The 24941-nt window shown below is 48.1% G+C and carries 19 protein-coding genes; 8 read left to right on the top strand and 11 right to left on the bottom strand.

The genetic code is table 11. The features are described from left to right. Positions 1-8 precede the first annotated feature (8 nt). Together HMPREF1222_RS04415 and HMPREF1222_RS04405 are read right to left on the bottom strand one after the other, a co-directional pair. Positions 9-1466: a 3-phosphoshikimate 1-carboxyvinyltransferase gene (locus HMPREF1222_RS04415; RefSeq protein ID WP_016518387.1), complete on the bottom strand. Its 1458-nt coding sequence runs from the start codon at positions 1464-1466 to the stop codon at positions 9-11. 181 nt (positions 1467-1647) lie between these two features. Further along, the gene (locus HMPREF1222_RS04405) at positions 1648-4299 is read right to left on the bottom strand and encodes a tetratricopeptide repeat protein (RefSeq protein WP_016518386.1); all 2652 of its coding nucleotides are present in this window, start codon (positions 4297-4299) and stop codon (positions 1648-1650) included. 139 nt (positions 4300-4438) lie between these two features. Between HMPREF1222_RS04405 and HMPREF1222_RS04400 the strand changes: the two genes are divergently transcribed. Genes HMPREF1222_RS04400 through HMPREF1222_RS04385 form a run of 4 tightly spaced genes read left to right on the top strand, consistent with a single transcriptional unit; the run spans position 4439 to position 9495 of the window. After that, positions 4439-5767 (top strand): SH3 domain-containing protein, encoded by a 1329-nt coding sequence (locus HMPREF1222_RS04400; protein WP_016518385.1) that lies wholly within the window; start codon positions 4439-4441, stop codon positions 5765-5767. Beyond that, a complete protein-coding gene (gene abc-f, locus HMPREF1222_RS04395; RefSeq protein WP_016518384.1) occupies positions 5767-7755 on the top strand; it encodes a ribosomal protection-like ABC-F family protein in 1989 nt (662 codons plus the stop codon). Before HMPREF1222_RS04400 ends, abc-f begins: the two co-directional genes overlap by 1 nt. Before the next feature lie 31 nt (positions 7756-7786). Further along, positions 7787-8272, top strand: coding sequence for an FMN-binding protein (locus HMPREF1222_RS04390; RefSeq protein WP_016518383.1), 486 nt, complete (start codon positions 7787-7789; stop codon positions 8270-8272). Positions 8273-8277: 5 nt separating this feature from the next. Further along, positions 8278-9495, top strand: coding sequence for an ABC transporter permease (locus HMPREF1222_RS04385; RefSeq protein WP_016518382.1), 1218 nt, complete (start codon positions 8278-8280; stop codon positions 9493-9495). Here the strand turns inward: HMPREF1222_RS04385 and HMPREF1222_RS04380 are convergent. The 6 genes from HMPREF1222_RS04380 to HMPREF1222_RS04355 form a co-directional block, all read right to left on the bottom strand. Then, entirely contained in the window at positions 9450-11075 is a 1626-nt protein-coding gene (locus HMPREF1222_RS04380) for an ATP-binding cassette domain-containing protein (RefSeq protein WP_016518381.1), read from the bottom strand. The two genes, HMPREF1222_RS04385 and HMPREF1222_RS04380, sit on opposite strands and share 46 nt — an antisense overlap. Positions 11076-11149: 74 nt before the next feature. Continuing rightward, positions 11150-11416, bottom strand: coding sequence for a Txe/YoeB family addiction module toxin (locus HMPREF1222_RS04375; RefSeq protein ID WP_016518380.1), 267 nt, complete (start codon positions 11414-11416; stop codon positions 11150-11152). After that, on the bottom strand, positions 11416-11676 hold the full coding sequence (locus tag HMPREF1222_RS04370; RefSeq protein WP_002681992.1) for a type II toxin-antitoxin system RelB/DinJ family antitoxin: 261 nt from the start codon (positions 11674-11676) through the stop codon (positions 11416-11418). The genes HMPREF1222_RS04375 and HMPREF1222_RS04370 overlap by 1 nt, the downstream gene beginning before the upstream one ends. Positions 11677-11844: 168 nt before the next feature. Beyond that, a complete protein-coding gene (locus HMPREF1222_RS04365; protein ID WP_016518379.1) occupies positions 11845-12165 on the bottom strand; it encodes a TfoX/Sxy family protein in 321 nt (106 codons plus the stop codon). Between the two features lie 477 nt (positions 12166-12642). Continuing rightward, the gene (locus tag HMPREF1222_RS04360) at positions 12643-13269 is read right to left on the bottom strand and encodes an epoxyqueuosine reductase QueH (RefSeq protein ID WP_006189649.1); all 627 of its coding nucleotides are present in this window, start codon (positions 13267-13269) and stop codon (positions 12643-12645) included. Next, a complete protein-coding gene (locus HMPREF1222_RS04355) occupies positions 13266-14480 on the bottom strand; it encodes a DHH family phosphoesterase (protein WP_016518378.1) in 1215 nt (404 codons plus the stop codon). Before HMPREF1222_RS04355 ends, HMPREF1222_RS04360 begins: the two co-directional genes overlap by 4 nt. 269 nt (positions 14481-14749) lie before the next feature. On the opposite strand from HMPREF1222_RS04355, the gene HMPREF1222_RS04350 reads away from it, so the two are divergent. Beyond that, entirely contained in the window at positions 14750-16231 is a 1482-nt protein-coding gene (locus HMPREF1222_RS04350; protein WP_016518377.1) for a HEAT repeat domain-containing protein, read from the top strand. 186 nt (positions 16232-16417) lie between these two features. Here the strand turns inward: HMPREF1222_RS04350 and HMPREF1222_RS04345 are convergent, their stop codons facing one another. After that, positions 16418-17305, bottom strand: coding sequence for a fructose bisphosphate aldolase (locus HMPREF1222_RS04345; RefSeq protein WP_016518376.1), 888 nt, complete (start codon positions 17303-17305; stop codon positions 16418-16420). Between the two features lie 183 nt (positions 17306-17488). Here HMPREF1222_RS04345 and HMPREF1222_RS04340 point away from each other — a divergent pair, with 183 nt between their 5' ends. From HMPREF1222_RS04340 to HMPREF1222_RS04330, 3 genes are read left to right on the top strand one after another with little or no spacing between them, the layout of a single operon-like run. Next, positions 17489-21085, top strand: a complete 3597-nt coding sequence (locus HMPREF1222_RS04340) for an alpha-amylase family glycosyl hydrolase (RefSeq protein WP_016518375.1) — start codon at positions 17489-17491, stop codon at positions 21083-21085. Between the two features lie 3 nt (positions 21086-21088). After that, complete coding sequence (locus tag HMPREF1222_RS04335) at positions 21089-22132, top strand: FAD:protein FMN transferase (RefSeq protein WP_016518374.1); 1044 nt, start codon at positions 21089-21091, stop codon at positions 22130-22132. Between the two features lie 59 nt (positions 22133-22191). After that, positions 22192-23094: a TIGR03943 family putative permease subunit gene (locus tag HMPREF1222_RS04330; RefSeq protein ID WP_016518373.1), complete on the top strand. Its 903-nt coding sequence runs from the start codon at positions 22192-22194 to the stop codon at positions 23092-23094. 57 nt (positions 23095-23151) lie between these two features. Here HMPREF1222_RS04330 and HMPREF1222_RS04325 read toward each other — a convergent pair whose 3' ends face one another. Together HMPREF1222_RS04325 and HMPREF1222_RS04320 are read right to left on the bottom strand one after the other, a co-directional pair. Beyond that, a complete protein-coding gene (locus HMPREF1222_RS04325; protein WP_016518372.1) occupies positions 23152-23832 on the bottom strand; it encodes a tetratricopeptide repeat protein in 681 nt (226 codons plus the stop codon). 261 nt (positions 23833-24093) lie between these two features. Then, positions 24094-24897 carry a MetQ/NlpA family ABC transporter substrate-binding protein gene (locus HMPREF1222_RS04320; protein WP_016518371.1) on the bottom strand — a complete coding sequence of 268 codons (804 nt, stop codon included), beginning with the start codon at positions 24895-24897 and terminating at the stop codon, positions 24094-24096. Positions 24898-24941 lie beyond the last annotated feature (44 nt).

Genomic DNA, 24941 nt, shown 5'->3' with positions numbered 1-24941 from the left:
TTCCTATATTATTCTGCGGGGTATTCACAAACAGCCTGATGCGTTTGCACTTTAAACACGGCTCCCGCCGCATTCATATCTTCGATAAACCGCGGGTAGGATATTTTTACACAATCGAAATCTTCGATGCAAGAGGTCTCCGCGATTCCGCAGGCGGCGACGGCAAGCATCATGGCGATTCGGTGGTCGCCGCGGCTCCGTACCTGTGCAGGATGGAGGCCGGTTCCGCCGCTGCCGTCGATGCGGAGAAAGTTTTCCCCTTGAACAATATGCGCCCCGAATTTTGCCAGTTCTTCCGCCGAGGCTGCAAGCCTATCGCATTCTTTAAAGCGGCATACGCCGGCATTTGTCAAAAGCGTTTGCCCTGAGCAAAACACGGCGGCGGCGGCGAGTATGGGAACCGCGTCGGGGATATCCCCACAGTCGAAGCGTCCGCCCCTTAGTGTGCCGGATATGGGAAATACCGAAACCGTGCGGCGCTCCGCATCGCAGCGGATATCAGCCCCCATCGCCTGTAAAATCGAAAGAGCCCGCGAGTCTCCCTGTGTGTCGGCGGGATCGAGGTTTGTTAATGTAAGCGCCGCATTGCAGATAACGGCGGCTGTAAGGGGAAAGAGTGCGGACGACCAGTCGCCCGGTATTGTTGTACGGAACGGTTGGTACCGTTGGTTTCCGGCGATTTCAAACGAACAGGTATCGGTATCGAAGCCGCCGTGTGTGAGGGTAATACCGGCAATGCGCAGCCAATCGCAGGTCATCCGGAGGTACGGACGCTCGCCCGCCTTGTTGAAGGTGATGCGGCTCATCCCGTTTAAAAGCGGCGCCGTAAAGAGAAGTCCCGTTACCGGTTGGGAAAAGGGTCCGCCGAGCTGATAATTTCCGGCAGGCAGCGGGCCGCAAAAACGAAGCGGCGGTACATCCGTGCTGCGCGTATCGCTATCCGGCTTCGCCGCCGAATATGAAATACCCGCTTGCCGGTATACCGAAAGCAGCGGCGCGGCAGGGCGGCTTTTGAGGGATTCATCCCCAGTGAGGCATACCGGCGTCTCGGCTGCGGCAAGGATCATGCCTAAAAAGTAGAGTAGGGAACCCGAATTGCCGAGGTTCAGCAAAAGCTCCTCATCCTGTCCGGACTGCTTGCCGCCGTGTCCGAACGGTATGTTGCCTTGTTCAGAGTATTCGCTGTTCTGTCCGGTATTTACAGCGCCTTCTGCAAAGGAAAGGAGACCGCGGGCGGGCGGCGTAACTTTGAGTGTAAGCGGCTTATGCGATACTTCCGTAATGGTAACGCCGAGCTGCCGCAGCGCTTGTATTGCGCTTTCCATGTCGCCGCTGATAAGGGGCGCAGTAATAAACGAAGGGCTTTCTGCTAATGAGGCACAGATAAGGGCGCGGATTGTATGGCTTTTGGAAGAAGGCGCTGTCATCGTTCCGCAAAAAGACGGCGCATTAACTAACAGATTCATTGTTGTGCGATTATAGGTAACCTCTAAAAACCTCAGTTTTTAGAGGTTTTCCTTAGATGTAATTTGCAATGTTTTTATTTAAGTCATTATATTATAAAGACTTAAATAAAAACTCGTTATCAGCTTTGCTGATGAGGCATCTTCTAAAAATCTAACCGAGTTTTTAGAGCTGCCCAATGATTTATTCGGATGATTCGGACGCCTTCTTTGCGCCGGCTTTTTTTTTCGCCGCCGTTCCGGTTTTTGGAGCGGCTTTTTTCTTTGCGGCGGTGTCGGCAGCTTCTTTGGGCTTTTTAGCTGCGGCTGCTTTTGGTTTTTGAACGGCCTTTTGTTCTCCTGCCGGTTCAGTTGCTGCCGTGCTTTTTTTGCTTGCGGCGGATTTGGAAGCGGCTCTCGGTTTTTTGGCTGCGGCCGGCGGGACGGCGGCACCGGTATCCTGCATGAGAGCTTTTTCGAGCGCATCGACACGGTCTGAGGTTTCGTATTGTTTAAGCTGCGCGAGTTGTGCTTGCGCCTGTTCAAACCGCTTTGTGTTGCGGTATATGCAAACGAGGTCGTAGTGCAGGTCGGGGTTTTCGGCAAAAGCTTCAAGCCCTGCCCGTAATGTTACTTCGGCGCGGGCATAGTCTCCTTTTTGAACGGATATTGCGGCAATGAGCTGATATATCCGTACCGACGGTTTAATATCGAGCGCCTTCACCAAACCGTCATCCGCCTCGTTAAGGAGAAACAGCTCATAGTCGTTTTCCGCCTTATCGGTGAGGAGTTCGGGGTTTTTCGGTTCGAGTTTTAACGCTTTATAGTACCATTGCTGCGCTTCTTCGCGGGAATCGTCTGCGGCGAATGCATTTGCGAGCGCATGGAACGCAGCCGCCCGGTTCCGTTCCACCGCAAGGTCGGCTGTGCCGTTTTCAATATCGAAGAGGGGCAGGCACGCTGCAAGTTGTCCCTTTCTCCGCTGCACTTCAAGGTAGTTTACCAGCAGCGGCACCTCGTCGGGCAGAAGCCGGCGCGCCTCGGCAATTGCCGCTTCGGCTTGTTCGATATTGTTCTCTTTCAGAGCTGCCAATGCGCGTAAATTATGTATCCACGCATTTTGCGGATCGGCGGCAAGTGCCTTTTCCAATACCGGCTGATATTTTCCATTGCTTAAAAAGAGCGCTTCCGCCAACCGGAACTGATATAATCCGTAATCGGGCTCAAGGGCACAGGCCTTTTTAAGCGCTTTTATCGCCTCTTTCGGCTGATCTGTTTTCAGGAGCAATCCGCACAGATACCAGTCGGCGGAATCGTCGGAACCTTTTTTACAAGCGGCTTTTAATTTCAGCAAAGCTTCGTCGTATCGGCCTATCGCATAAGCGTATTTCCCTGCGATCGAAAGAATCTGCGGATTGTCCGGGGCTATCCGTTCCAATATCGTGATGACTTCTGCAAGATCGTCGTAAGCTTCGTGCTGTAAAAAAGTCCGTGCCGCCTGTATGTATGCATCCACCGCTTCCGGTTTCTTTCCGCAATCGTACAGTTCGTTTGCTTGGTGAAATGCGAAAAGCCCCTGATCGGGACTCACCATAAATGCGCGCCGGTACGCTTCGGCCGCTTCTTCGTGTTTTCCGAGCGCGTGGAATAAATGGCCTTCAAGATTGGAGAGGAATGATGATTGCGCTGTCATCGATTTCGGCGCCTGATTCAGCAAGTGCTGTAAATCTTCATATCGTTCCGCACGGTAATAAATACCGCCGAGTTCCGCAACGGCTTCTTCATTGGAAGGATTCGCTTCCAACACCGCTTTGAACTCCTGCTCCGCTTCGTCGAGCATCCGCTGCGCAAAGTAGATGCGGCCTGCCAATATCCTGTCGGCTTCCGCCGGTTCCCGTAACCGTGCCGCAGCCCGCAGCTGGAGCAGGGCGGGAACATACCGCCCCATCGCATAGAGCGTTTTGGCAAGACTGATGCGTGCATCGGGCGGTACTGCGGAAAATTCGTTTGCTTCCGTGTATGCCGTTTCTACCGCCATCGGAATGGAGTTTAACGAAAAGCGGGAGAGCAGGGCTGCCGCTTGCGGATAGGTCTCCCAGTTTTGAATCGCAAAAGCAATTTTTCCTGCCGCTTGAATGGTGTCGTCTTCGCAGCAGGCAATCCAGTGCCCGTTTATCACAATGGTGATTGTCGTATTATTAGCGATAAGTTTAATTGAATAGGTATGCTCTGCGGCAGTATCATCCGTAGTGCCCTCCTGCTCGGCATGGGGAATTTTTACCCAGCCTAAAAGGGGCATCGGGGTACTGTTGACCACCGCATCGAGCCGCACCCAACCGGCATCCGATATCAGCAATGCATAAAAGGTGCTCTGGTTGATATAACGGAACAAAAGCCCTGCGGCAAAAGCTCCCGCTTTATCGGAGGTATCGGGCGGAACATCCGCACCGTTTGTTTTTTTTGCAGGTTCCGGCAGCCGAATATCGGCTTCGATAATGACATCTTTATAGCGGAAGACCGGATTTACCGTCCATGCATAGAGATGCTTCCGCTGCGCTTCAAGCGTTATACCGCCCGTGCCGGGTTCGGCAGTAGTGTGCGGCGTAAAAGCGGCACTGTATCCGTCGCCCGTTTCGGCAACAAACCGGCAGTTTTCCGGTTTGGAAAAATCGGCCTGCCATTGTTCTTCAACAATTTCTTCATAATCGATCGGAATTTCTTTTTTAGATTTCCGCAGATTTTTAAGCTTACTTTTAAAATAATCGATGTAAAGTTTGAGCATCCCCATACCGTAAAAATAGCGGAAAATATAAAAAAAGTCTATCGAGCGGAGAGACTGGGTAAACGCATCAGACATTGTGAATACCCCGCAAAATAAACAGGCAGTTCTGGTCGAATAGCCTCTTTATTTTGCGATATGTGTTTATCTGCCTGATGCGTTTACTCTGCGGCAATATCCTTGCGCGGATACGGGCTTTAAAGTATAATCCACAGGTATGAAAAAATTGCGTTATTTTTACAATACTAAGCTCATTTTGTTCATTTTAACGGTAGTTTGCTCCGGTATTTTTATGATAACCGGATGCTCTAAGAAGATCGGCTACGGCGTTGTCAATTGGTCGATCCCCGAATACAACTTAACGGCATCGGATGTGGTGCCGATTCTCGTCCGCTCGAATATTTCAAAGGTGTATATCGCCGAGTTGAATAAGCAAAAAATAGAGATTCCGCTTTGGCAGCTTACCTTTTGTGCTTCAAAGCGGGAAGCGGAAGCCTATATCAAAAAGACTGCAGAATACCGTTCGGTGTATGCCGCGGTAAAGCTGGACGGTCTGCCGCTTCGCTCTACGCCCGACAATACCGGTAAACAGGTGTACCGGCTGCGCGAAAGCCAGATTGTAAAGGTTCTCTGGAAAGGGGAAGGAGCGCCGGTTGTTGCACGCGATAAGCCGTTGGAAGGCGATTGGCTTTATGTGATGACCAACGACGGTACCCGCGGCTGGTGTTTTTCTTATAATCTTTTTACATACGATGAGGGAGAGCCTTCCGCCTCTCCACAGACAGCAGAAACGGTAGCGGATGACGTTCTGGCAAGTATTTTAAAAAGCCGATGGTATCCGGAATATTACCGCGATATGATCCGGAAAAAGCAGATTGACCCTGAACGGATGACGGAGAACTTCGGCTTTTTCCCCGGCGAAGGAACCGGCGTTGCGCGTATTATGCTGAAAGATGAGCAGCTTGCTTTCTCTTATACCGGTATTACAAAAAACAGGATGGGCGCCTATCAGTTTGAAGGCTCTCCGCTCCTTTTACAAATTAGAGATTCGGATACTATTGCCGTCAATTATACCGATGAGAAGGGGAGGGTACAAATACAGTATTTTATTACCCTCACTGAAGACCCGCAGGCACTTGCGCAGGCAGAGACGGAGCGCCGGAACGCTGCACTGCAAACCCTCGTTACAACCGGTCCGGCGTTTAATTCCGTCAATTACGGCGTACTCCAATTTTTAGACGGCGGCCGTTTCATCTGGAACGGGTATCAGGTGTTGTCTCCGGCGATTATTCCGAGAGGAGCGGGGAACTCCGGTTCCGTTGCTATCCGGTATTTTATCAGCGCTAAGCTTAGAACCGAATACATGGGAGTCTTGTCGTTTAAATTCGACGGCAGCGCAGACTGGATCGACTTCTTTTATACGGTGTCCAAGCAGGGCGTCAAGCTCGAATATGTGCAGCCTGAAAATATCACCGACGGTGTTGCCGCTGTGCGGAACCTCAATCCCGTCATCCTCTTTTTCGGGACGGAAGGTTTGGAAGAATAATGCCGTTTGTTCAGCTTTCAAATATCTCGCTTGCGTTCGGCGACCGCGATATCCTGCAAAATATCACGCTTGTGCTGACGCAGGGGACAAAGGCGGCGCTCACGGGCGCTAACGGCAGCGGTAAGTCTACGTTGATGAAGATTATCGCAGGGGTGATGCAGGCCGATTCCGGAGCCATTTCGATGGAAAAGAACACCCGTGTTGCCTACCTGCCGCAATCCGGCATTGTGCACACGGGTAAAACGCTGGCGGAAGAAGCGGATACCGCCTTTTCCCGCGGGGCGCAGCTGTTGGAGCAGCTCGAGGCAGTCGGAAAACTGATGAGCGAAGAAGCCGATGCTGCGAAGGCGGAACGGCTTGCGCACGATTATCACGCCCTGCAAACCGAGCTTGAACAATCGGGCTGGTACTTTAGGCAGCGGCTGGCGGATGAAACGCTGCGCGGACTCGGGTTTACCGCCGAAGATTTTACCCGTCTGACCGATGAATTTTCGGGCGGATGGCAGATGCGCATCGCGCTTGCGAAGATTCTTTTGAGCGGGGCGGACATCATCATTTTGGACGAGCCGACCAATTACCTCGATATCGAAGCGCGCAGCTGGCTTGAACTGTGGCTTAAGAAATTTACCGGCGGTTTTTTGCTGGTCAGCCATGATCGCTCGTTTTTAGACGCGACCGTTAACGAAACGTACGAATTGTTTAACGGAACGCTGAAACGCTACGCCGGAACCTATACCAACTACGAAAAAACACGGGAGGTTGAACTCGCTTCGCTGATAAAAGCGTACGCGCAGCAGCAGCTGGAAATCGCAAAAACCGAAGATTTTATCAGAAAGTTCCGGTATAAGGCGACAAAGGCGGCTGCGGTGCAGGATCGGGTAAAGCGGCTGGAAAAACTTGAGCGTATCGAATTGCCCGAACACTTAAAGAAAATTCACTTTAGCTTTCCGCCTGCCCCTCATTCGGGGAATATTGCGCTGCAAGCCGAAGGTATCACCAAAGCTTACGGGGAACGGCTCGTGCTGAAAGATGCGGAACTGACTGTAACCAAACAGGAACGGATTGCCTTGGCCGGACGGAACGGCGCCGGTAAAACCACCTTTTTACGCATACTGGCAGGCGAGGATTCGGCGTACACCGGAACCGTTAAGTACGGGGCAGGTATCATTACCGGTTATTTTTCGCAGGATGAGGCCGAACGGATTAACGGCAGCGAAACCATCATACAGCAGGTGGAACGGGAAGCGCCGACGCATCTTATCCCTAAGCTCTACGATATGCTCGCCGCCTTTTTGTTCCGCGGAGACGACATCTATAAGCAGCTTTCCGTGCTGTCGGGCGGGGAGAAAAGCAGACTTGCACTGCTCCGGCTGCTGTTAAAGCCGCTGAATCTCCTCATCCTCGACGAACCTACCAATCACCTCGACCTTCACTCCAAAGATGTGCTGCTGGATGCGCTGCAGCGGTTTGAAGGGACGGTTATCTTTGTCTCGCACGATAAGTTTTTTATCCAAGGCCTTGCAACCCGTATCCTTGAACTTACAGCCGGCTCTTCCCCCGCAGCGGGTACCCGCATCAGAAATTTCCCCGGTACCTACGACTATTACCTGTACCGGATTGCTGCCGAAGCGAACGGCAGCTCCGAAGCCGGCGGAAACGATGGAAAAACAAGTGCTTCCTCCGGTAAGGCAGAGGCTGACTCTTCCGGTTTACAATCGGGAATAGCGTCATCCAATACGGGCGGTACAGCCCTTTCTTATGATGAGCAGAAAAAGCAGCGGGCCGAAAAACGCAAACGCGAGAAAGAAGAAGAACGTATTTTTACAGAGCTTTCACAAACCGAGGACAAGATAAAAGAACTGGAAACACAGCTTGCAAGCCCCGAAGTTTACGCCGACGGCGAAAAAGTACGCAGCGTGCAGCAGCAAATTCAAGCCTTACAGGAGAACGCCGCAGCACTCACCGAACAGTGGGAAGCGCTTAATTAATGCGTTAATTGACTTTTTATAGGAGTAAAGAATGAAAAAAACAACTTTGCGTATATTCACAATTACATTGGCACTTGCGGCATTTTGTTTCGCAGGGTGTAGTAAAAATGAAGGCGCAGCGCAGCAGGTCGGACAATCGGCACAAGCTGTACAACCTACGGTACGGTATAAGGATGGCGTTTACAAAGCGGTTTCCGGTATTAAAGACGATTGGGGCGGAAATGCCGAGGTAACGATAACCGTTAAAGACGGTAAAATTACCGACTGTGAATTTCTATCTTACGAGAAGGACGGAACGCTGAAAGGCGAGGACTACGGCAAAACCGACGGAGTGATTAAGAATGCCGGTTTATACAAAATTGCGCAGAACGCAATTAAGAATGCCGAAAAGTATGGTCCGAAACTGGTTGAAACGCAGCAGCTTGATAAAGTCGATGCGATTGCAGGCGCGACCGTATCGTATGAACTGTTTGAGAATGTGGTTGGTATTGCGCTTAAAGAGGCAAAGGCGGAGTAATAACGATGGCTGCTTCCGAACCGGTCAAAAAATTAACGGTTATTGAACTTGCTAAACTGAATCTTAAACGCAAGCCGTTTAGGACGGTGAGTTTGATTGTGCTTACCGCGGTGCTGGCGTTCAGTCTTTTTTCCGGCAGCTTTTTGGTAAAGAGTTTGAACGGCGGAATGCAGTCGCTGTCAAACCGGCTTGGGGCGGACATCATTGTGGTGCCGCAGGGGTATGACTCAAAAATCGAAAGTGCGCTGCTGCGGGGGGAACCGAACAGTTTTTATTTTAAATCCGAGGTTGTAGACCGCCTTAAAAAGATTGAAGGGGTTGACCTCGCTTCTCCGCAGCTTTTTATTGCAACCCTTTCCGCCGGATGCTGTTCGTTCCCGCTGCAGGTAATCGGTATCGACTTTGATTCCGACTTTAACATTAAGCCGTGGCTTGAAAAACAGATACGGCTGCCGCTTACCGATAATCAGATCGTCGTGGGCAGCAACATCGTCGGAGATACGCATTCGCAGGTTAAGTTTTTTAATCAGCCTTTTGTGATTGCCGGGAGGCTCGCGAAAACCGGCATGGGATTTGATAACTCCGTGTTTATGACGATTGAGAATGCGAAGCGGCTTGCAAAAGAATATGAGCGGATTATGGAGCATCCGGTTGCGCAGGATGAGGATCTTATTTCCAGCGTTATGGTGCGGTTAAAGCCGAACGCCGATGCACGAGCCGTTTCGCAGCGTATACTCAAAGAGTTTGAAGGCGAGCAGATTTATCCCCTTATTTCCAAGCGGATGATGACGAATATTTCGTCGAGTATCGCAAACCTCAATGTGTATATTTATGTGCTGCTTGCACTGCTCTGGCTTTTGTCATTCATTGTACTTGCGGTGTCGTTTTCTTCGATATTCCATGAGCGGAAAGAAGAATTCGGAATGTTGCGGATTATCGGTGGTACAAAGAAAAAACTTGCGCAGCTTGCTTCTACCGAAGCGTTTATCATCAGTGCATCAGGTGCGGGAATTGGAACGGTACTGTCCTGCTTAATTGTCCTCTTGTTTAATCAGGCAATTATCGCCGGTCTTAAAATGCCCTTTCTTACGCCGCCGGTTTTGTGGATGCTGTTGTGCGCCTTTTTAACATTATCGGCTATTTCGGTTATCGGCCCGCTTGCTGCGCTTAAAACCATTCACGGATTTACCAAGCAAGAGCCTGCGTTACAGCTGCAAGGGTAGGGATTATCTATCCGTTCCAACATTCCGCAACTGCCGGTTTTGATAATCCGCCACAATTCCGTGCAGTTGCAATTTTGCAGGAAAACACTGTCATGGCTGATGATAATGAGTGCGCATGATATTTTTGCAAGGGCAGTTTCGAGAAGTCTGGCGGAAAGAATATCCAAGTGATTGGTCGGTTCGTCCAAAATAAGAACTTTGAGTGGGTTTGACATTGCAAGTGCAATCATGAGCTTGCGGAGTTCGCCGGGACTGATCCGCTTGCTGTCAGTAAAGGTAAGCAGCGCTTTGGGATTCGATCCCATGCGGTACACCGTAGAAAGAATTTCACTTCGCAGTTCTTTATCGAGCGAGAAGAAGTGTGCTAACACTGCTTGTTCTTCTGCTTTCGGAATTTCCTGCGGCAGATAAAATGAAAGACTTTCTCCATCGCTTTTCTTTTGCAGATCAGCTTCCCGTATCCGGTTTAATATTGTATGTGCAAGCAATGTCTTTCCTGTTCCGTTGACTCCCGTCAGCGCAATGCGGGACTGCTTTTGCACCGTCAATTCGGGAATCTGCAAGGTATAACTGCCATCTTCTCCTGCAGTGATGATTTGCGGCGGCAGGTGTATGAGTACCTTCGGAATGAACACAGACGTGTCTGCTTGCGCCGGTGAAAACCCTTCCTTACGGTTCAGCGGTTTTGCTTGAGTATCGCGGCGTTTTTCGGCTTGTTCACGGCGGCTGTCAAAACATTTTTTTACGATGCCCGGCGTACGGTCTTTACCGGTAACAATGGCAAGGCGAATTTTTTGCGCTGCATCGTGATCTTTGCCGCCGTATACATTCCTCAGGCGGTTCTTAGAATGTTCTGCCTCGCGCTGCCACATATCTGAAAGTGCTTTTGCTTTTGAAACCCCTGCATCCGCTTTATGCCATTCCGAAAGGCAGGAAGCTCGCTCTGTGTCCCAAAGTTCAAGCGCTGTACTTACATTCGCAGCATAGAGCTTACCTCTGATTGAATCGGCTCCGTCTGCGAACGCTGCCGATTCCCGATATAAGTAGAAGGTAGCGGTACACAATGAATCGGCAAAGGCGCGGTCATGACTGACAATCAGCCCTGTGCCGGTAAACAGTTTTAAGGCATTTATAATGAGCTCTTTTGAAACGGCATCCAAGTGATTGGTCGGTTCGTCAAGCAGCAGAACCGAAGGACGCTCCGCTAAAGCACAGGCAATTTGCAGCCGCTTCTTTTCTCCGCCCGAAAGTGTTTCCCAGCGTTCAAGCTGTTTTGCCGTAATATTAAGCAGCGAGAAAAAGCGACGCACTTCGTTATCCGCATCCCAGAACAATGTATACGCAGTATCGGGCAGTTCCGTACTGTTTTGCGCACAGTATACTGCCGATTCGCATTTAATTATCCCTGAAAGCGGCGGAAGCATCCCTGCGATTAATTTGAGTAATGTCGTTTTTCCGCAGCCGTTTGCACCGGTAATACATGTCCAATGGGATGCTCCTCCAAGTGCTGCGGAGAATCCGTCGAATAATATCTCCGCAGAATCCGGATATGAAAAAGAAATATCTTGTAGTGTTATCATTCCGAGAACTGCTCCAAAATAAAATCTAAATATGTTTTACTCGATGCTATAATTACCGATGCCTTACGATTTTTTTATTGATGATAATGTGTACCGCACTGAACAATATATAATTTATTATCTTCAACTTTATATACAAGTCGATTTGCCGCATCTATTCTTCTACTCCAATACCCTGATAATTCATGCTTTAATGGTTCAGGTTGTCCTTTTCCCTTATCAATGCCATTTCTTTCAATATTTTTAATTAAATCATGTGTACTTTTTATCAATTTTTGCTGATGTTTATCAAAAAGTTGGCAATAATCTTTCCATGCAATATCAGACCAAATTTTTACCATCAATCAGTTTCCTTCAGTTCATGAATTTGACATTTTCCGGTTTCAATCTGATGTATACTTTTACGCAAATATTTCATATTTTCTTCCGAATAAATATACGGATCCTCGGATGCTTTCAGTGCAAAGGGCAAGCCGTTTTCCCGAATCGTGGCCTTTACAAAAGAATTTATAGCCGAAGAAATATTGATTCCCATAGAATCACAGATTCGTTCAAAACTTATTTTGTCATTCTGTGTGATTTTTGCTGATATTGTAGTCATTTCTAACACCTCTTACTACAATGTAATACATGAGCTTCCAGAAATCAAGTATCCTGTCTGTTAAAAATTTAATTTATTCGTGCGGAGAGGTTGTTGATTATTTTTAATATCGCTTTCAGTCTAAAACTTAATGTGGAGCAGCTCCATAGTATAAATACTGCACACTTTTTATCTTTTCTTCTTCATTTTCGGCACCGGTAATTCATCATACATTGCATTAAACAAGCCCGTTATAAATGCTTTGTCATCAACTTCGTCTACTAAAAGCATTTCTTTTGCACCTTGATACGGCAATTCGTAGGAAGCGTTCGGCATATACGCAATTGCCGACGGAACCGCTTTTACCAGTAAGCGGTCATCGTAGATACCGCCCACAATTTTATCTCGATAGTAAATGATAAATTCTCCCATCATTGCGCGATAGCGTATATCTTGCAATTCCGATAACTGCTCCAAAATGAAGTCTAAATATGTTTTACTCGATGCCATAATTACTAAAGTCTACTGTTTTTAACTCTTATTTGTCTACGCCGACGGCGAAAAAGTACGCAGCGTTCAGCAGCAGATTCAAGTCTTACAAGAAACCGCCGCAGCACTCACCGAACAGTGGGAAGCCTTCGCCCAAGATTCAGGCACTTGAACCCCGGATATCCTCGCCCAAAAATTGACCTCCTTGTCAATTTTTGGGCTACGAGTTCGCAAGCGAACTCGCTTCTGCGTGGAACCACCGCCATCCTCGCCCAAAAATATACATCCGTGTACATTTTTGGGCTGCAAGTTTGCAGGCAAACTTGTTGCTGCATAGAACCACGGACATCCTGCCCGTTCTGAAATACCATTTGCCGTAAGCCTTTTGAAATAGACGGTGTAGATGCTAGGAGCGTACAAAAAACACCCGCAGGCGTACTTTTTGTACGTCGAGGACTGTTTTTTTGTTAAGCGACAACGCAGATACACCGTATATTTTCAAAAGGTGCGGGAAAATTCGCAGCCGCAGTAGTCTTGTCTATACAATCCGAATTCCTTGCTAAGCCTGATAGACTCCAGATAGCCGTCTTTTTTCTTAAAGTCGCTCGGCAGCCACCGGCAGTTGTCTGTGGCAAGTTCCATGCCGATCTCGTTAATTTTTGCTGCGCTTTTAAGCGGACTGAGCGAAAGTGTCGTACAGAAAAAATCAAACCCTTGGGCGGCTGCCTCGCGTACCGTCGCCGCAAGCCTGAGCCGGTAGCAGCGGAAGCACCGCTCGCCGCCTTCGGGCACATCGGTAAGACCTTCCGCTATTTCCAAAAATTGTTCATGCCGGTAGTCCTGTATCGCGTAGTCAATCCTGTACGGGAATTCTTTTGAGTTATTATAGTGTTCGATTAAACGAATCTGCTCATCCGCCCGGGTGCGGTATTCAAGCTGCGTATCGATATTGGGGTTATAATAAAAAACCGTCAGTTTAAAATGCCCGGCAAGCCGTCTTATTACCGACGAACTGCACGGGGCACAGCATGAATGAAGCATAAGACGCGGCGGCTTTTCGGCAGTAAAAGAACGGCCGAGCTCCGCGATGGTTTGTTCCATAAGTAATTGAAAGTTTTGCTTCATAGCAATATTTTTTGTTTAATAAAGGTTTCTATGTCTGCTATCAGTGAGTGAAGCGACCTTCCGAATTCGCGGGGTAGCCGAAAGGCAATCGCGCCGGGATGTCCGCCGCCGTCCGTAATCTTAAAATGACTAAGAATCGGGTGTAAATCGATGCCTCGTGCCGCTTCACTTACACGGATTCGGCATTGTATTTTATTTGACTTATTGGGAGAATCATAATAGACGGAAATTCCTACTCCGCCCGCTTTTTCCGCAATGGTATTGGTTGCTACCTTAATCATGCCGATAAACTGTGTGTATTCGATGTTTTCAAGGAACGCATTCGACTCATCTTCCGACAAGATGACTGCACCGATATGTCCGGCATATACGGCGCGGTTGATAATGGCATTATAGGCTTTCTCGGTTTCGGCGTCGGTCGTTTCCATCACATCGAGCAGCCGCTCCATCGATTCGATTTTTTTCGTATTTCCCGATGAATTGGTACTTATCCGCAGCATCAGATTTAAATGTTTGGAAAAATAATCGAAGATTTCTTTATCGTGGGGATTAGCGATGTAGTTTCCCATTTTGGCATCCCCAAGCATACCGGTTAAGAGTGTCAGCACTAAATTTCTCGAATAAAGTTCTTCGATACTGTAAAGGTGCCGTATTTCCGGATGGTTTGCCAATTTATAGCATATCCGGCATAAAATTTCGCATGTACTTGAAGCATGAAGCACTAAGGAATAATCGGGGTCTCCGGAAAATGCGGCGTCGGAACCGAAATGATGATCGATTTCAATTTTTGAAATGGAATGATTATTCAGAAAATCGTAGATACAGCCGTTTGCCGCTATCATATCCGGTTTCGGCGTATCGAGAATGCACAGTACCTCAACGGAACGGATCGACGGCATCGTTCCGTAATACACATTGATCTTGTTATATTTGCAGATAGAACTGAGAAATTTAAGATTTTCCGGCGGTACGGATTCTAAAAAGACGCTGACATGCTTATTAAACTTACGCAACAACAAAGCTCCTGCAACTGTCGAGGCATAACAGTCCTCATCAGGGCTTTGATGACCGATAATCAAAAATGATCGGTGCGTCTTTACAAGACCATAGATATTTCTTATGATACGGTTTCTCGCGCCGATAGTCATGTTTTGCCGTTTAGAACGCAAATCGGGCGTGAAACTATTCCTCTTAGAATCCATAAATGTCATTATAGCATACTTTACAATAAGATGTTATCGAAAAATACGTTTTTTAAAAAAATTCTCGTTAAAAAACAAAGTTTTGCACAAGAATTATTTGCAATGAGTGTAAACCATGCAAATCCCTGCAGAGATAGCTCTTGTTTGCCCTGCTTTCCCCTTTCTTTATTTTTCTATATAGGATATAAAATACCGTATAAGATATAAGATACCGTCCCATATAAGCTGGGCTCAAAAGTAAAATCCCCGAATTCCGATAATGGAAGCAGGAGTATTGAATGAAAAAACTTGTTTTTATGATGTTGACCGCTGTTTTGCTCGCGGTTGCGCCGGTATATATAGCGGCCGATACTGCGGATACCGCTGTATCAAAGGCCGATAACGATACAACCTTACCGCAGGGCACTCCGCAGCAGGAAAAACCGCTGCAGGGACAAGAAGCACAAAAGAGCGGAACCGAAAAAATGGAAGGCGAAAAACAAGAGCTTGATGAGATCGAAAAAGCCCGCCAAGCATTGCAGTACGGACTGGAATCCGAAATACTTGAGGTAGTAAATAAGGTTGATAAGCAAGATTTTGAAACGCTGCAAGGCGATTTTAACCGCCTTTTTACCGAAACAAAAAGCCCCGCCGTGCGAGAAGGCCTTTTCGGCTTGTATCAAAAATATGAAGACGCTCAACTGACGGAATCGGCTGTTGCAATATTGGAAGATTATGAAGCCCAACAGCGTACATTGGTAAAGGCTGCGCTTTCATACCTTACAGCGGTAAAGCCCGAACTGACACCCGCCTTAAACGAAGCGCTACAAAACATGCTCACCCAAGATACGGCAGAGTACGGGGCGGAAACGGTTTCCGTGCTGGGCGAAATCGGCGGCGGTGAAGAAGCGGCCTTTTTAGCGTCCTATTTTGACAGTCTAACTATCGATGATGCAAAGCAAGAGCTTATTTTAAAGCAGACGATTATGGCTGCACTCGAAAAACTGCATAGCGAAAATACCCGTGATTTTTTGCTGGAGCGGGCGGAGGACGAGAACGAAAATATCTATGTCCGTTCGAGCGCTATCGCCGGACTTGCTCAAATGGGGAACCCCGATGTTATACCGCTGCTGGTTAAGTTTTTCGAGCAGCCGGAACCGCTATTGCGGGAAGCGGCAATACGGGGCGCCGCCGCATTCGATACGGCCGAAACACGTAATCTTACCCTGCAGGGGTTTAAAGACAGCTATTATAAGGTGCGGCTCGAAGCTTTAAAAACCGCACAAAAAACAAAGATGCAGGAAGCGGCGCCATACATACTGTACCGTGCAAAGTATGACCCTACGGATGCGGTCCGCTTTGCAGCGGTAGAAGCATTAACGGTGCTGAATACGGATGAGGGCAATGCTTGGCTTTCCGAAACATTCCGCGATTCTAAAAAGAGTGAAAAATTACGGGTTACGATTTTGAGCACAGCGTTGAAACACAATCCTGCAGCGCTCGCTGCCGATTTGGATACGGTGGTGTTGGCAACCGTAACGGATAGTAAGCAAAAAAAACTGAGATACGAGTTCGGAAAAGAAATTGCAAAAGTAGAAAATACCGTAACGGGGGAAATCTGCAAAGCTTTTTTGCAAAGCGATGATGTGTTAACAAAAAGCATCGGGCTTGATATGTTTAAGACAAATGCTCCCGCAGATGCCCGCGCGTTAGTGGAAACTATCGCGCAGGATGACAAACAGGGAGCATTGCAGCGCCGTGCTCAGCGGTTACTGGAATAATTCGCTTCGGGGCAATTCATGGGGATGTCCCAAAAGTTGGTTACTTTCGGGACATCCCCGTCGAGTTTAAAATTAAGTCTTTATACAGTAATGACTTAATTTTAAACGTCGCATCTAAATCTAAGGAAACTGTCCAAAAACTGAAGTTTTTGGACAGCCCCATGAATTGCGTATGCGGCAGGTCAATTATGTAATCGAAGCGTCGTAGATGCTCTTAATTGCAGCGGCAAGCGTTTTGTCGAATTCTTCCTGCGACTGCTGTGCGCGCAAGTCTTCCGCGAGGGCACGGGAGAAGCTTGCAATCATGCCGTGGTTTTTTGCCAACAGTGCATTCGCTTCTTCTCTGCTGTAGCCGCCGGAAAGCGCAACCACGCGTACAACCTGCGGGTCATCGATAAATTCTTTGTATAAGTCTGCCTGTGTCGGAATACTGAGCTTGAGCATAATCAGCACATCTTTCGGCAACTTTGCAATGTGTTCGCGAATTTCTTTTTTTAGAATATCTTCGCACTTTGCCTTGTCGGGGCTGTGAATATCCACTTCCGGTTCGATAATCGGAACTAATCCGTGCTTTGCAATCTGCAGTCCGATTTCAAATTGCTGGTCGATGACCTTTTTAATACCGGCAGGGTTCGCTTCTTTTATAACCGAGCGCATCTTTGTTCCGAAGATATGCTTCCGGACAGCGCGCTGCAGCAGCGCTTCCAAATCGGGCATCGGCTTCATCAGCTGAACGCCTTCCGCCAAGTCTGCAAGTCCTTTGTCAACCTTTAAGAACGGGAGAACACCGCGCTTATCCCACAGGTAATCCGCCGTCGGGATGCCCTCTATATCGCGATCCATCGTTTGTTCAAAAAGAATGGCTCCAAGGATATGCCTTTTATCGAATTCTTTACTGGTGATAATCCTCGTGCGCATTGCATGCACCATATCAAACATTTCTTTTTCATTTGAATAAGCGTCTTTGCCGATGCCGTATGCCGCCAATGCCTTAGGCGTACTGCCACCGCTCTGATCCAGAGCCGCGATAAAACCTTTTCCGGTGCGCATCCGTTCTATTTTTTGCTTGTCCATAATAAAACCTCCTGTAGTCTGCGATGTTTACCTTACGGCAAACTCAGTGTGTCATAAGATTGTGCCGTATAATCGGTTAAAGTTAAACCTATTTATTAGTATATCCTATGCATCTGAAAAACGCTAGTCTGTCTTCACATCTTCGGATTTTCAGCGTATAATTAAAAGGTACGAGGATGTGTTATGCAAAAAGTATACTGCAATAGTTTTTTTCAAAATATGGAATTTCATATCAATCGGGATATTCGAGAAAAATGCCGTTTTTCAAAAACACTCTTTTCGTCTACCGGCAATGTCGTTATACGGAATATCAACGATATCTATGCCTTTACTTTTCAGTATAATCAGGTTGTAGAATCCGGTGTATTCGGTATGCCGGTTCGAGCCGAGCAGTATTTAAAGGCCGGTCAACTGAATGCAATGGGATTGATCGATGAAATCTTTCATTATATGTGCAGACTTTACCGGCAGGATGTACGTGCCGATTTTTTTAGCAGCGGGTATGCATTTGTGCAAGCGGAACTCGCAAAAGAAAAGCTGCCGAACCTTGACGAATTGCTGCTTGCTTTTTGCACGGAATTTCCTCCTGCGGAAGTGTACGGCGGGACAATGACCGTTGAAGACTGGCTCCGGAATGCCGATCCGGTATCGGGCATCGAAAATAAATACCGTGCATTTGAAGAATTGATTCTTTGTAAACTTGCAAATGAGAATCCTGCATTCCAGCCTTTTTATCCTCTTTTTACCGATGAACAGCTTGCAGCTCATCCGTCGTATAACTGTTTTTGGGACAGCCTTCGTGAATGGTCGTCTCAAAATGAGGTGTTCGGCCCTGAAAAAATGGACTTGATTTCGCTGCTTAAAGCTCCTGTCTCGTTTGCGCCGTTTAGTCTGAAAGGGCAGCTTGAATACATCAAAATGCATTGGCTTGATTTGCTGAGCGAATTTATCAGTAGGCTTTTAACAAGTCAGGATATTCTGTCCGAAGAAGAAAAAGCCGTATGGCAAGGAGGCGGAGGTGGCGGGCACGATGCTTATCATTTTGAAGATCTGACACAGGAATATGAACGGTTCAGCGCCGATCGTGAATGGATGCCGAATGTTGTGATGATTGCAAAAAGCACATTGGTATGGCTGGATCAACTAAGTAAAAAATATCAGCGGTCTATCACCCGTCTCGATCAAATTCCCGATGAGGAGCTGAACTTTCTTGCGGAGGCAGGTTTTAATGCGCTGTGGCTTATCGGGGTATGGGAACGCTCCCCTGCAAGCGCACGGATTAAGCAAATATGCGGAAATCCGGAGGCGGCGGCAAGTGCATACAGTTTAACGGACTATGAGATAGCCGGTGAAATCGGCGGATGGGGTGCGCTTGAAGATTTACGCAGACGTGCCGGCGCGCGGGGTATAAGACTTGCAGCCGATATGGTGCCTAACCATACCGGAATAGATTCAAAGTGGGTAATGGAGCGGCCGGATCTTTTTATGCAAACCCGCGAAAGTCCCTTTCCGGGCTATAACTTTGACGGGGAAAATCTTTCCCATGATTCCCGCGTCGGGATTTATCTTGAAAATCATTACTATTCAAAAACGGACTGCGCGGTTGTGTTTAAGCGGGTAGATCACTATACCGGCGATGTCCGGTATATTTATCACGGAAACGACGGAACGGGACTGCCGTGGAACGATACCGCTCAAATTGACTTTCTGAATTCCGAAGCCCGCGAGGAAGTCATTCGGAAGGTTTTGCATGTTGCGCGAAGCTTTCCGATTATCCGTTTTGACGCGGCGATGGTGCTGGCAAAGAAGCATATCCGGCGGCTTTGGTATCCTGAACCGGGAAGGGGAGGGGACATTGCAAGCCGTTCCCGCTTTGCACTTTCTACGGAAGAATTCCAAAAGCGGATACCCGAAGAATTTTGGCGCGAAGTAGTAGACCGTTGTGCGGCCGAAGCTCCCGATACCCTTCTATTAGCGGAAGCCTTTTGGATGATGGAGGGGTATTTTGTCCGCACGCTCGGTATGCACCGCGTGTATAATTCCGCATTTATGAATATGCTCAAGCGGGAAGATAATGCGCAATACCGGCTTACTATTAAGAACACCCTTGAGTTTGATCCTCAGATACTCAAGCGCTATGTTAATTTTATGAATAATCCCGACGAAGAAACCGCCGTGGTGCAGTTCGGCCGGGACGATAAATACTTCGGCGTTTGTACCATGCTGGTTGCGATGCCGGGGCTTCCGATGTTTGGGCACGGACAAATCGAAGGTTTTGAAGAAAAATACGGTATGGAGTACCGCCGTGCGTATTATGATGAACAGGTAAACACCGGCCTTGTTGAGCGGCACCGCCGGGAGATTTTTCCGCTGATGCGGTTACGCCGTTTGTTCTCCGAGGTGGAACACTTCCTGCTCTATGATTTTTGGGCGGATGGACAGGTAAACGAAAATGTCTTTGCGTGGTCGAATGTATACGGCGATGCCCGCTCCCTCATCCTTTATAACAACAAGTACGAGCGGGCTGCGGGCTGGATTAATATGTCCGCCGCTTACGCCGTTAAGGGAGCCGATGATGAAAAGCGGCTGGTACAGCGGACGCTTGCTCAAGGTTTACAGCTGACGGTTACTTCTGATCGGTATGTGATTTTCCAAGAGCAGCATTCAAAGCTGTGGTTTATCAGAAAAAACAGCGAGATTGCGGAACACGGTTTGTTCGCCGCCTTAAACGGTTTTGAAACGCAGGTGTTTTTGAATATCTATGAGGTAACCGACACTCCCGACGAGCAGTATCGCAAGTTGTACGAAAAACTCAACGGCAGCGGTATTGCCGATGTTGCAATGGGCATCAATGAAATCAAGTTTAAAAAGCTCTATGATGCATTGGAGGCATGCGTTTCTAAGGAACTGATACAGGATTGTATCCAGTTGATAAAGGACTGTAAGCATACGGAAAACCGGCACGAAACGGAAGCCAAGATTCAATCGTTTATCCGCAAAACTGAACCTTTAGCGGACGCTTTCTTAACCGCTTTGGATGAAACATACCGGAGTAATCAAGCCGAGCAATTCATGGAGGAAAAAGTTCCGGCGGTTAAAACCTCCGTCCAACGGCTGCTGACGCTGTATAAAGCGCGTATGTACCGGCTGCTCCTCTGTGCTTCCGGCTTGCTGGTGCAGGAAATGCCGCTGACTGCGATGACTCCTGCCGTAACCGTATTTATTCATAAAATGTGCGGGACGAATTCCCAGCTTGCCGTATCCTTCGGTTCGGTATTTCTGATGGCCGTCGAAGATATTGCCGTCTATTATAAAATGGAAGACAATATCGGAAGGCTCTTTGCCTTTTTACACCTCGAAGAAAAGCTGGTAACGCTTATCCGTTCAGCCGGATTTGAAATCGATTCTATCGAAAATAAAGCCGATACGGTGAAGTATCTCTACTATGTACATACCGCCCGCGGAAAGAAAACGATACGCAGGACGGGCATCGTGCACCGGCTTACGCAGGATCCCAACGTTATTGCCCGGCTCGGTATTCACGAATGGGACGGCACGTACTGGTTCAATCGGGAAGCGGCTGAATTGATTTCCGATGATATGGCGGCAATGCTCTTTCTTTCCGCAGCACGGCCCGTTACACCGGCTGAATGCATCAAGAAAACTACCGCTTCGGTAGAAAAATACTGCCGCTTTGATGCGGAATTTTCTTCAGCGATTCACCGCTCAGGCTATCAGGTAGATCGGTATCTCAAGCTCTTTGCCGGTACGTTAAAATAGCGTATGAAAAAATATTGTTTGTTTCTCTTACTGGCGGTAATGCTTACCGCTTGCAAACCCGCAGTCCGGAGAGAAAGCCGCACAGTGTTTGCCCTCGGAACCGTGTGCAGTATTCAAGTGTTCACGGAAAAGCCGCAAGCTGAGGTTGAACCCGTCTTGCAGGCTTGTACCCGCCGCCTTGAAGAACTGGAGCGGTACTTAAGCGCTAATGCCGAAAGTTCTACCCTTATCGATATCAATAATGCGTCCGGTGTATCGGCGGTAGGCGTACCGGCAGATATCTATCCGCTGTTTAAACGGGCGGTGTTTTTTGCCGAAAAAACGGACGGTGCATTTAATCCCGTCATCGGCAGCGTGGTAAAACTCTGGAATATCGGCTTTGAGAATGCGCGGAAGCCGGAAGATCGGGATATCCGGGAGGCGCTTTTCCGTACCGATTATAAGGATTTGGAGCTTACCGGCACGGCGGTCTTTTTAAAAAAAGCAGGAATGAAGCTTGATTTGGGGGCGATTGCAAAGGGCTTTGCCGCCGACGAGCTGACCCGTATTGTGAAAGAGGCCGGTATTGCCCATGCGCTGATCGATATCGGCGGTACGATTTCTGCAGTGGGAAAGCGGCCGGACGGGAACTTATGGAAGATAGGCATCCGCGACCCGCGCGTTCAGCAGGGGCAGCCGATTATTTCTACGCCGGTTGAAAACTTAAGTATCTCTACGTCCGGCAGCTATGAACGGTATTTTGAGCAGGACGGCGTCCGCTATCACCATATTCTCGATCCTGCAACGGGGTATCCGGTACGGAATAATTTGACTGCGGTATCCGTTTTTTCCAATTCCGCAACCGATGCGGACGCCTTGTCTACCGCGTGTTTTGTGCTCGGCTATGAGAAGGCGGTTGCGCTGCTGTCCGGGCTGCCCGGCACGGAAGCACTCTTTATCTTTGACGATAACAGCATCCGCACGACGGATGGCCTTAAAGACCGTATTACGATTTTAGATTCCGCATTCCGGCCGGCAGACACGAGCGGGGGTACTGCAGGCAAGTAAGCTGCCCGTTAGCACTATTGCTACCGGCACTAGTGCAAAGCGATGATTATGGAGCATTAATGAAAATTATAAAAAAAAATTCACGTCTGTACGATATTATGCAGGCAGTAATTCTTTTCGGCTTTGGGCTGTATTTTATCGGTGTTGTTGTTTCCGGTTCGGTATACCGGTATGTGCATGAGCGGCAAGTTCCGGTGCTGTTGTTTTCGGCGGCGGTATTTTTATTGCTCGGTATGTTAAAACTGCGGCAGGGGAATGTGCTTTCGCTGTCCGTTTTTTCCGGCAGCCGCACGGCTTCAGGTTTCTTTAGTCTTGCCGTTTTTGTGGCTGCGCTGACCGGTATGCTGATTATGTCGGGAACGCCGGTACGGTTTTCTCAATTTGCATATACGGATTCAATCGGCGGACAATCTGCAGTCTCGTCTTTTAATACTCTATCTTCCGTAGGAGCTGCGGATCCCGCTGGGTCTGCTTTCGGTGCTGCAGAGCCGTCGGTTACGGGAGAGCCTTCTATTGCGGATGCCTCGCCGATTGCAGGTGCCCCTGTTACTGCCGATACGACCAATCCCGCCATGTCGGAACAGAAAATGCAAAATTCCGGCGCCGGCATTGTTATGGACAGCGATACTTTTGCGTCATGGCTTACCGAGCTGTATACAAAGCCCGATGCATGGGTAGGTAAAAAAATCACCGCAACAGGATCCGTGTGGAAGGATGGAGAACTGTTTGAAAAAGATGAATTTGCCTTAGCCCGCATGATGATGACATGCTGCGCCGCCGATATGCAGCCGGTTGGTGTATTAGCGCAGTGGAACGATGTTCCGGCGCTTACCGACGGCGAATGGATCGAAGTTACCGGTACCCTGTCTAAGAAACCGTATAAAAACAGCTTTGACCCGCTTATTATTGTAGAAACGATAAAAAAAGTTGACCCGCCGCAGCAGGAGTATATTTATCCGTAAGCGGCAGGTTTTTATCTGTAAAGAATATTCGGTTATTAAAAAAGCAGTGCTGCTTTTTTAAAGCTGGACGCGGGCAAGGCCTTCGGCGGCTTCTTTATAATCTTTCCGTATATTAAGTGCCCGTTGGAAAGCATCCCGCGCACTTTGCTTATACCCTGCCTGCTCACGTGCAAGGCCGAGTCGGTACCACCATAGCGAATTGGACGGTTCCAGATATACTGCTGCAGAGTACGCTATATCAGCTTTTTGGTAACGTCTCGTTAAACGGTAAATGTCGCCGGTATAAAAGTAGGCCACGCTTGCCCGCTCCCCGGTGGGCGCCATATCAAGATACCGTTCCATTTGGCGGAGAGATTCTTTGTAATCATTTAGATAAAAGTAGGCTTCACCTAAGGTCTCGATGATGCGTGCATCGGCTGTGATTTTAAGCGCTTCGTTACAGACGGTTACCGTTTCACGGTACCGATGGAGTCGGAACAGTGCCCATGTATAGACCGTGTAGGAGTCCATATTGCGGGGATTCTGACGGAGCTCTGCAAGGCAGACACCGACTGCCGCCGTATATGATTCTTTTGCTTCCTCCGATCTTCCCGCACTGTCTAAACTGCGGCCGGTACGGTATAATTTAAGCGCGTCCGCTTTTTCTTGTGCATATATTAATCCCGATGCGCACATCAATACCGTAAGGATAACCGTAATACGTTTTGTCACACTACGTGCTTGCCGTTGTACATTCATTTTAACAACCTCTCTTGACTGTGAGCTGTTGAACCGCAGCAAAAAGCGGAGTTTTCAGATAAGTTTTTTACTGTAATGACTTATCTAAACGCTCATAAAAAAAGAAACCGTCCAAAAACTGTTACGCAATTCGCTTTAGCGGATATACTAATTCATTTCCTTACAGAAAAAGCCGATAGGCTTTCAGTTTTTGGACGGCCATGTTCCCTCTAATTACTTCCTTACACAACAAGCTGCTAGGCTTGCTGTGTTGAGAAATTTCTAGAATGCCGGAACAACCTCACCGTTCGGATACTTTTCCGTAATATACTTACGTACTTTATCGCTTTGCAGCGCTTTCATCAATGCTTTAATGCGCGGATCGTTCTCGTTTCCTTGCTTAACCGAAACGACGTTTGCATAGGGAGAATCTTTTCCTTCAACGAGCAGTCCGTCTTTTGCTGCGGAAAGACCGGCAGGAATAGCATAGTTTCCGTTGATAACGGCGCCGTCAACGTCCGCAAGTACGCGCGGAAGCGTTGCCGCTTCGATTTCTCTGAACTTTAAGTTGTAGGGATTTTCGGTAATATCTTGCGGGGTAGCAGCTAAACCGGCGCCGTCGCGCAGGGCGATAATATGTGCGGACTCAAGCAACAAAAGCGCACGCGCTTCGTTCGTCGGGTCATTCGGAATGGCGATCGTATCACCGCTTTTAAAGTCGGAAAGGCTGTTGTATTTTTTTGAATACAGCGCAAGCGGTTCAATATGAACGGCGCCGACGCTAACCAGATGGTAGCCGTGTTCTTTATTAAAAGTATCCATATACGGAACGTGTTGGAAGAAGTTTGCAAATTGCTCGCCCGTTTCAACCGCATCGTTGGGTGTTACGTAGTCGGTAAACTCGGTAACCTTGAGCGTGATATTTTCCTTTGCGAGATCCTCTGCCACCAGCTCTAAAAGCGCTTTATGGGGTTCCGGACTTGCAGCAACGGTTAAAATATTTTGGTTGCTGTCTTTTTTTGCACAGGAAACCGATAAACTTGCGCAAAGAACTGCGCCAAGCAGGAATGTGAGTAGTTTTTTCATAAACTAGTCTCCTTTCGAGTAGAATGACCCGTAGATTACTATAT

Source organism: Treponema vincentii F0403 (assembly GCF_000412995.1).
Lineage (GTDB): Bacteria > Spirochaetota > Spirochaetia > Treponematales > Treponemataceae > Treponema > Treponema vincentii.
Note: the sequence above shows the minus strand (reverse complement) of the source record. Positions and strands in the feature narration are given on the sequence as shown.

Bases quoted from the DNA above. Each gene is read 5' to 3' on its own strand.
- HMPREF1222_RS04415 (WP_016518387.1), bottom strand. From the start codon at position 1,466: ATGAATCTGTTAGTTAATGCGCCGTCTTTTTGCGGAACGATGACAGCG.
- HMPREF1222_RS04405 (WP_016518386.1), bottom strand. From the start codon at position 4,299: ATGTCTGATGCGTTTACCCAGTCTCTCCGCTCGATAGACTTTTTTTAT.
- HMPREF1222_RS04400 (WP_016518385.1), top strand. From the start codon at position 4,439: ATGAAAAAATTGCGTTATTTTTACAATACTAAGCTCATTTTGTTCATT.
- abc-f (WP_016518384.1), top strand. From the start codon at position 5,767: ATGCCGTTTGTTCAGCTTTCAAATATCTCGCTTGCGTTCGGCGACCGC.
- HMPREF1222_RS04390 (WP_016518383.1), top strand. From the start codon at position 7,787: ATGAAAAAAACAACTTTGCGTATATTCACAATTACATTGGCACTTGCG.
- HMPREF1222_RS04385 (WP_016518382.1), top strand. From the start codon at position 8,278: ATGGCTGCTTCCGAACCGGTCAAAAAATTAACGGTTATTGAACTTGCT.
- HMPREF1222_RS04380 (WP_016518381.1), bottom strand. From the start codon at position 11,075: ATGATAACACTACAAGATATTTCTTTTTCATATCCGGATTCTGCGGAG.
- HMPREF1222_RS04375 (WP_016518380.1), bottom strand. From the start codon at position 11,416: ATGGTAAAAATTTGGTCTGATATTGCATGGAAAGATTATTGCCAACTT.
- HMPREF1222_RS04370 (WP_002681992.1), bottom strand. From the start codon at position 11,676: ATGACTACAATATCAGCAAAAATCACACAGAATGACAAAATAAGTTTT.
- HMPREF1222_RS04365 (WP_016518379.1), bottom strand. From the start codon at position 12,165: ATGGCATCGAGTAAAACATATTTAGACTTCATTTTGGAGCAGTTATCG.
- HMPREF1222_RS04360 (WP_006189649.1), bottom strand. From the start codon at position 13,269: ATGAAGCAAAACTTTCAATTACTTATGGAACAAACCATCGCGGAGCTC.
- HMPREF1222_RS04355 (WP_016518378.1), bottom strand. From the start codon at position 14,480: ATGACATTTATGGATTCTAAGAGGAATAGTTTCACGCCCGATTTGCGT.
- HMPREF1222_RS04350 (WP_016518377.1), top strand. From the start codon at position 14,750: ATGAAAAAACTTGTTTTTATGATGTTGACCGCTGTTTTGCTCGCGGTT.
- HMPREF1222_RS04345 (WP_016518376.1), bottom strand. From the start codon at position 17,305: ATGGACAAGCAAAAAATAGAACGGATGCGCACCGGAAAAGGTTTTATC.
- HMPREF1222_RS04340 (WP_016518375.1), top strand. From the start codon at position 17,489: ATGCAAAAAGTATACTGCAATAGTTTTTTTCAAAATATGGAATTTCAT.
- HMPREF1222_RS04335 (WP_016518374.1), top strand. From the start codon at position 21,089: ATGAAAAAATATTGTTTGTTTCTCTTACTGGCGGTAATGCTTACCGCT.
- HMPREF1222_RS04330 (WP_016518373.1), top strand. From the start codon at position 22,192: ATGAAAATTATAAAAAAAAATTCACGTCTGTACGATATTATGCAGGCA.
- HMPREF1222_RS04325 (WP_016518372.1), bottom strand. From the start codon at position 23,832: ATGAATGTACAACGGCAAGCACGTAGTGTGACAAAACGTATTACGGTT.
- HMPREF1222_RS04320 (WP_016518371.1), bottom strand. From the start codon at position 24,897: ATGAAAAAACTACTCACATTCCTGCTTGGCGCAGTTCTTTGCGCAAGT.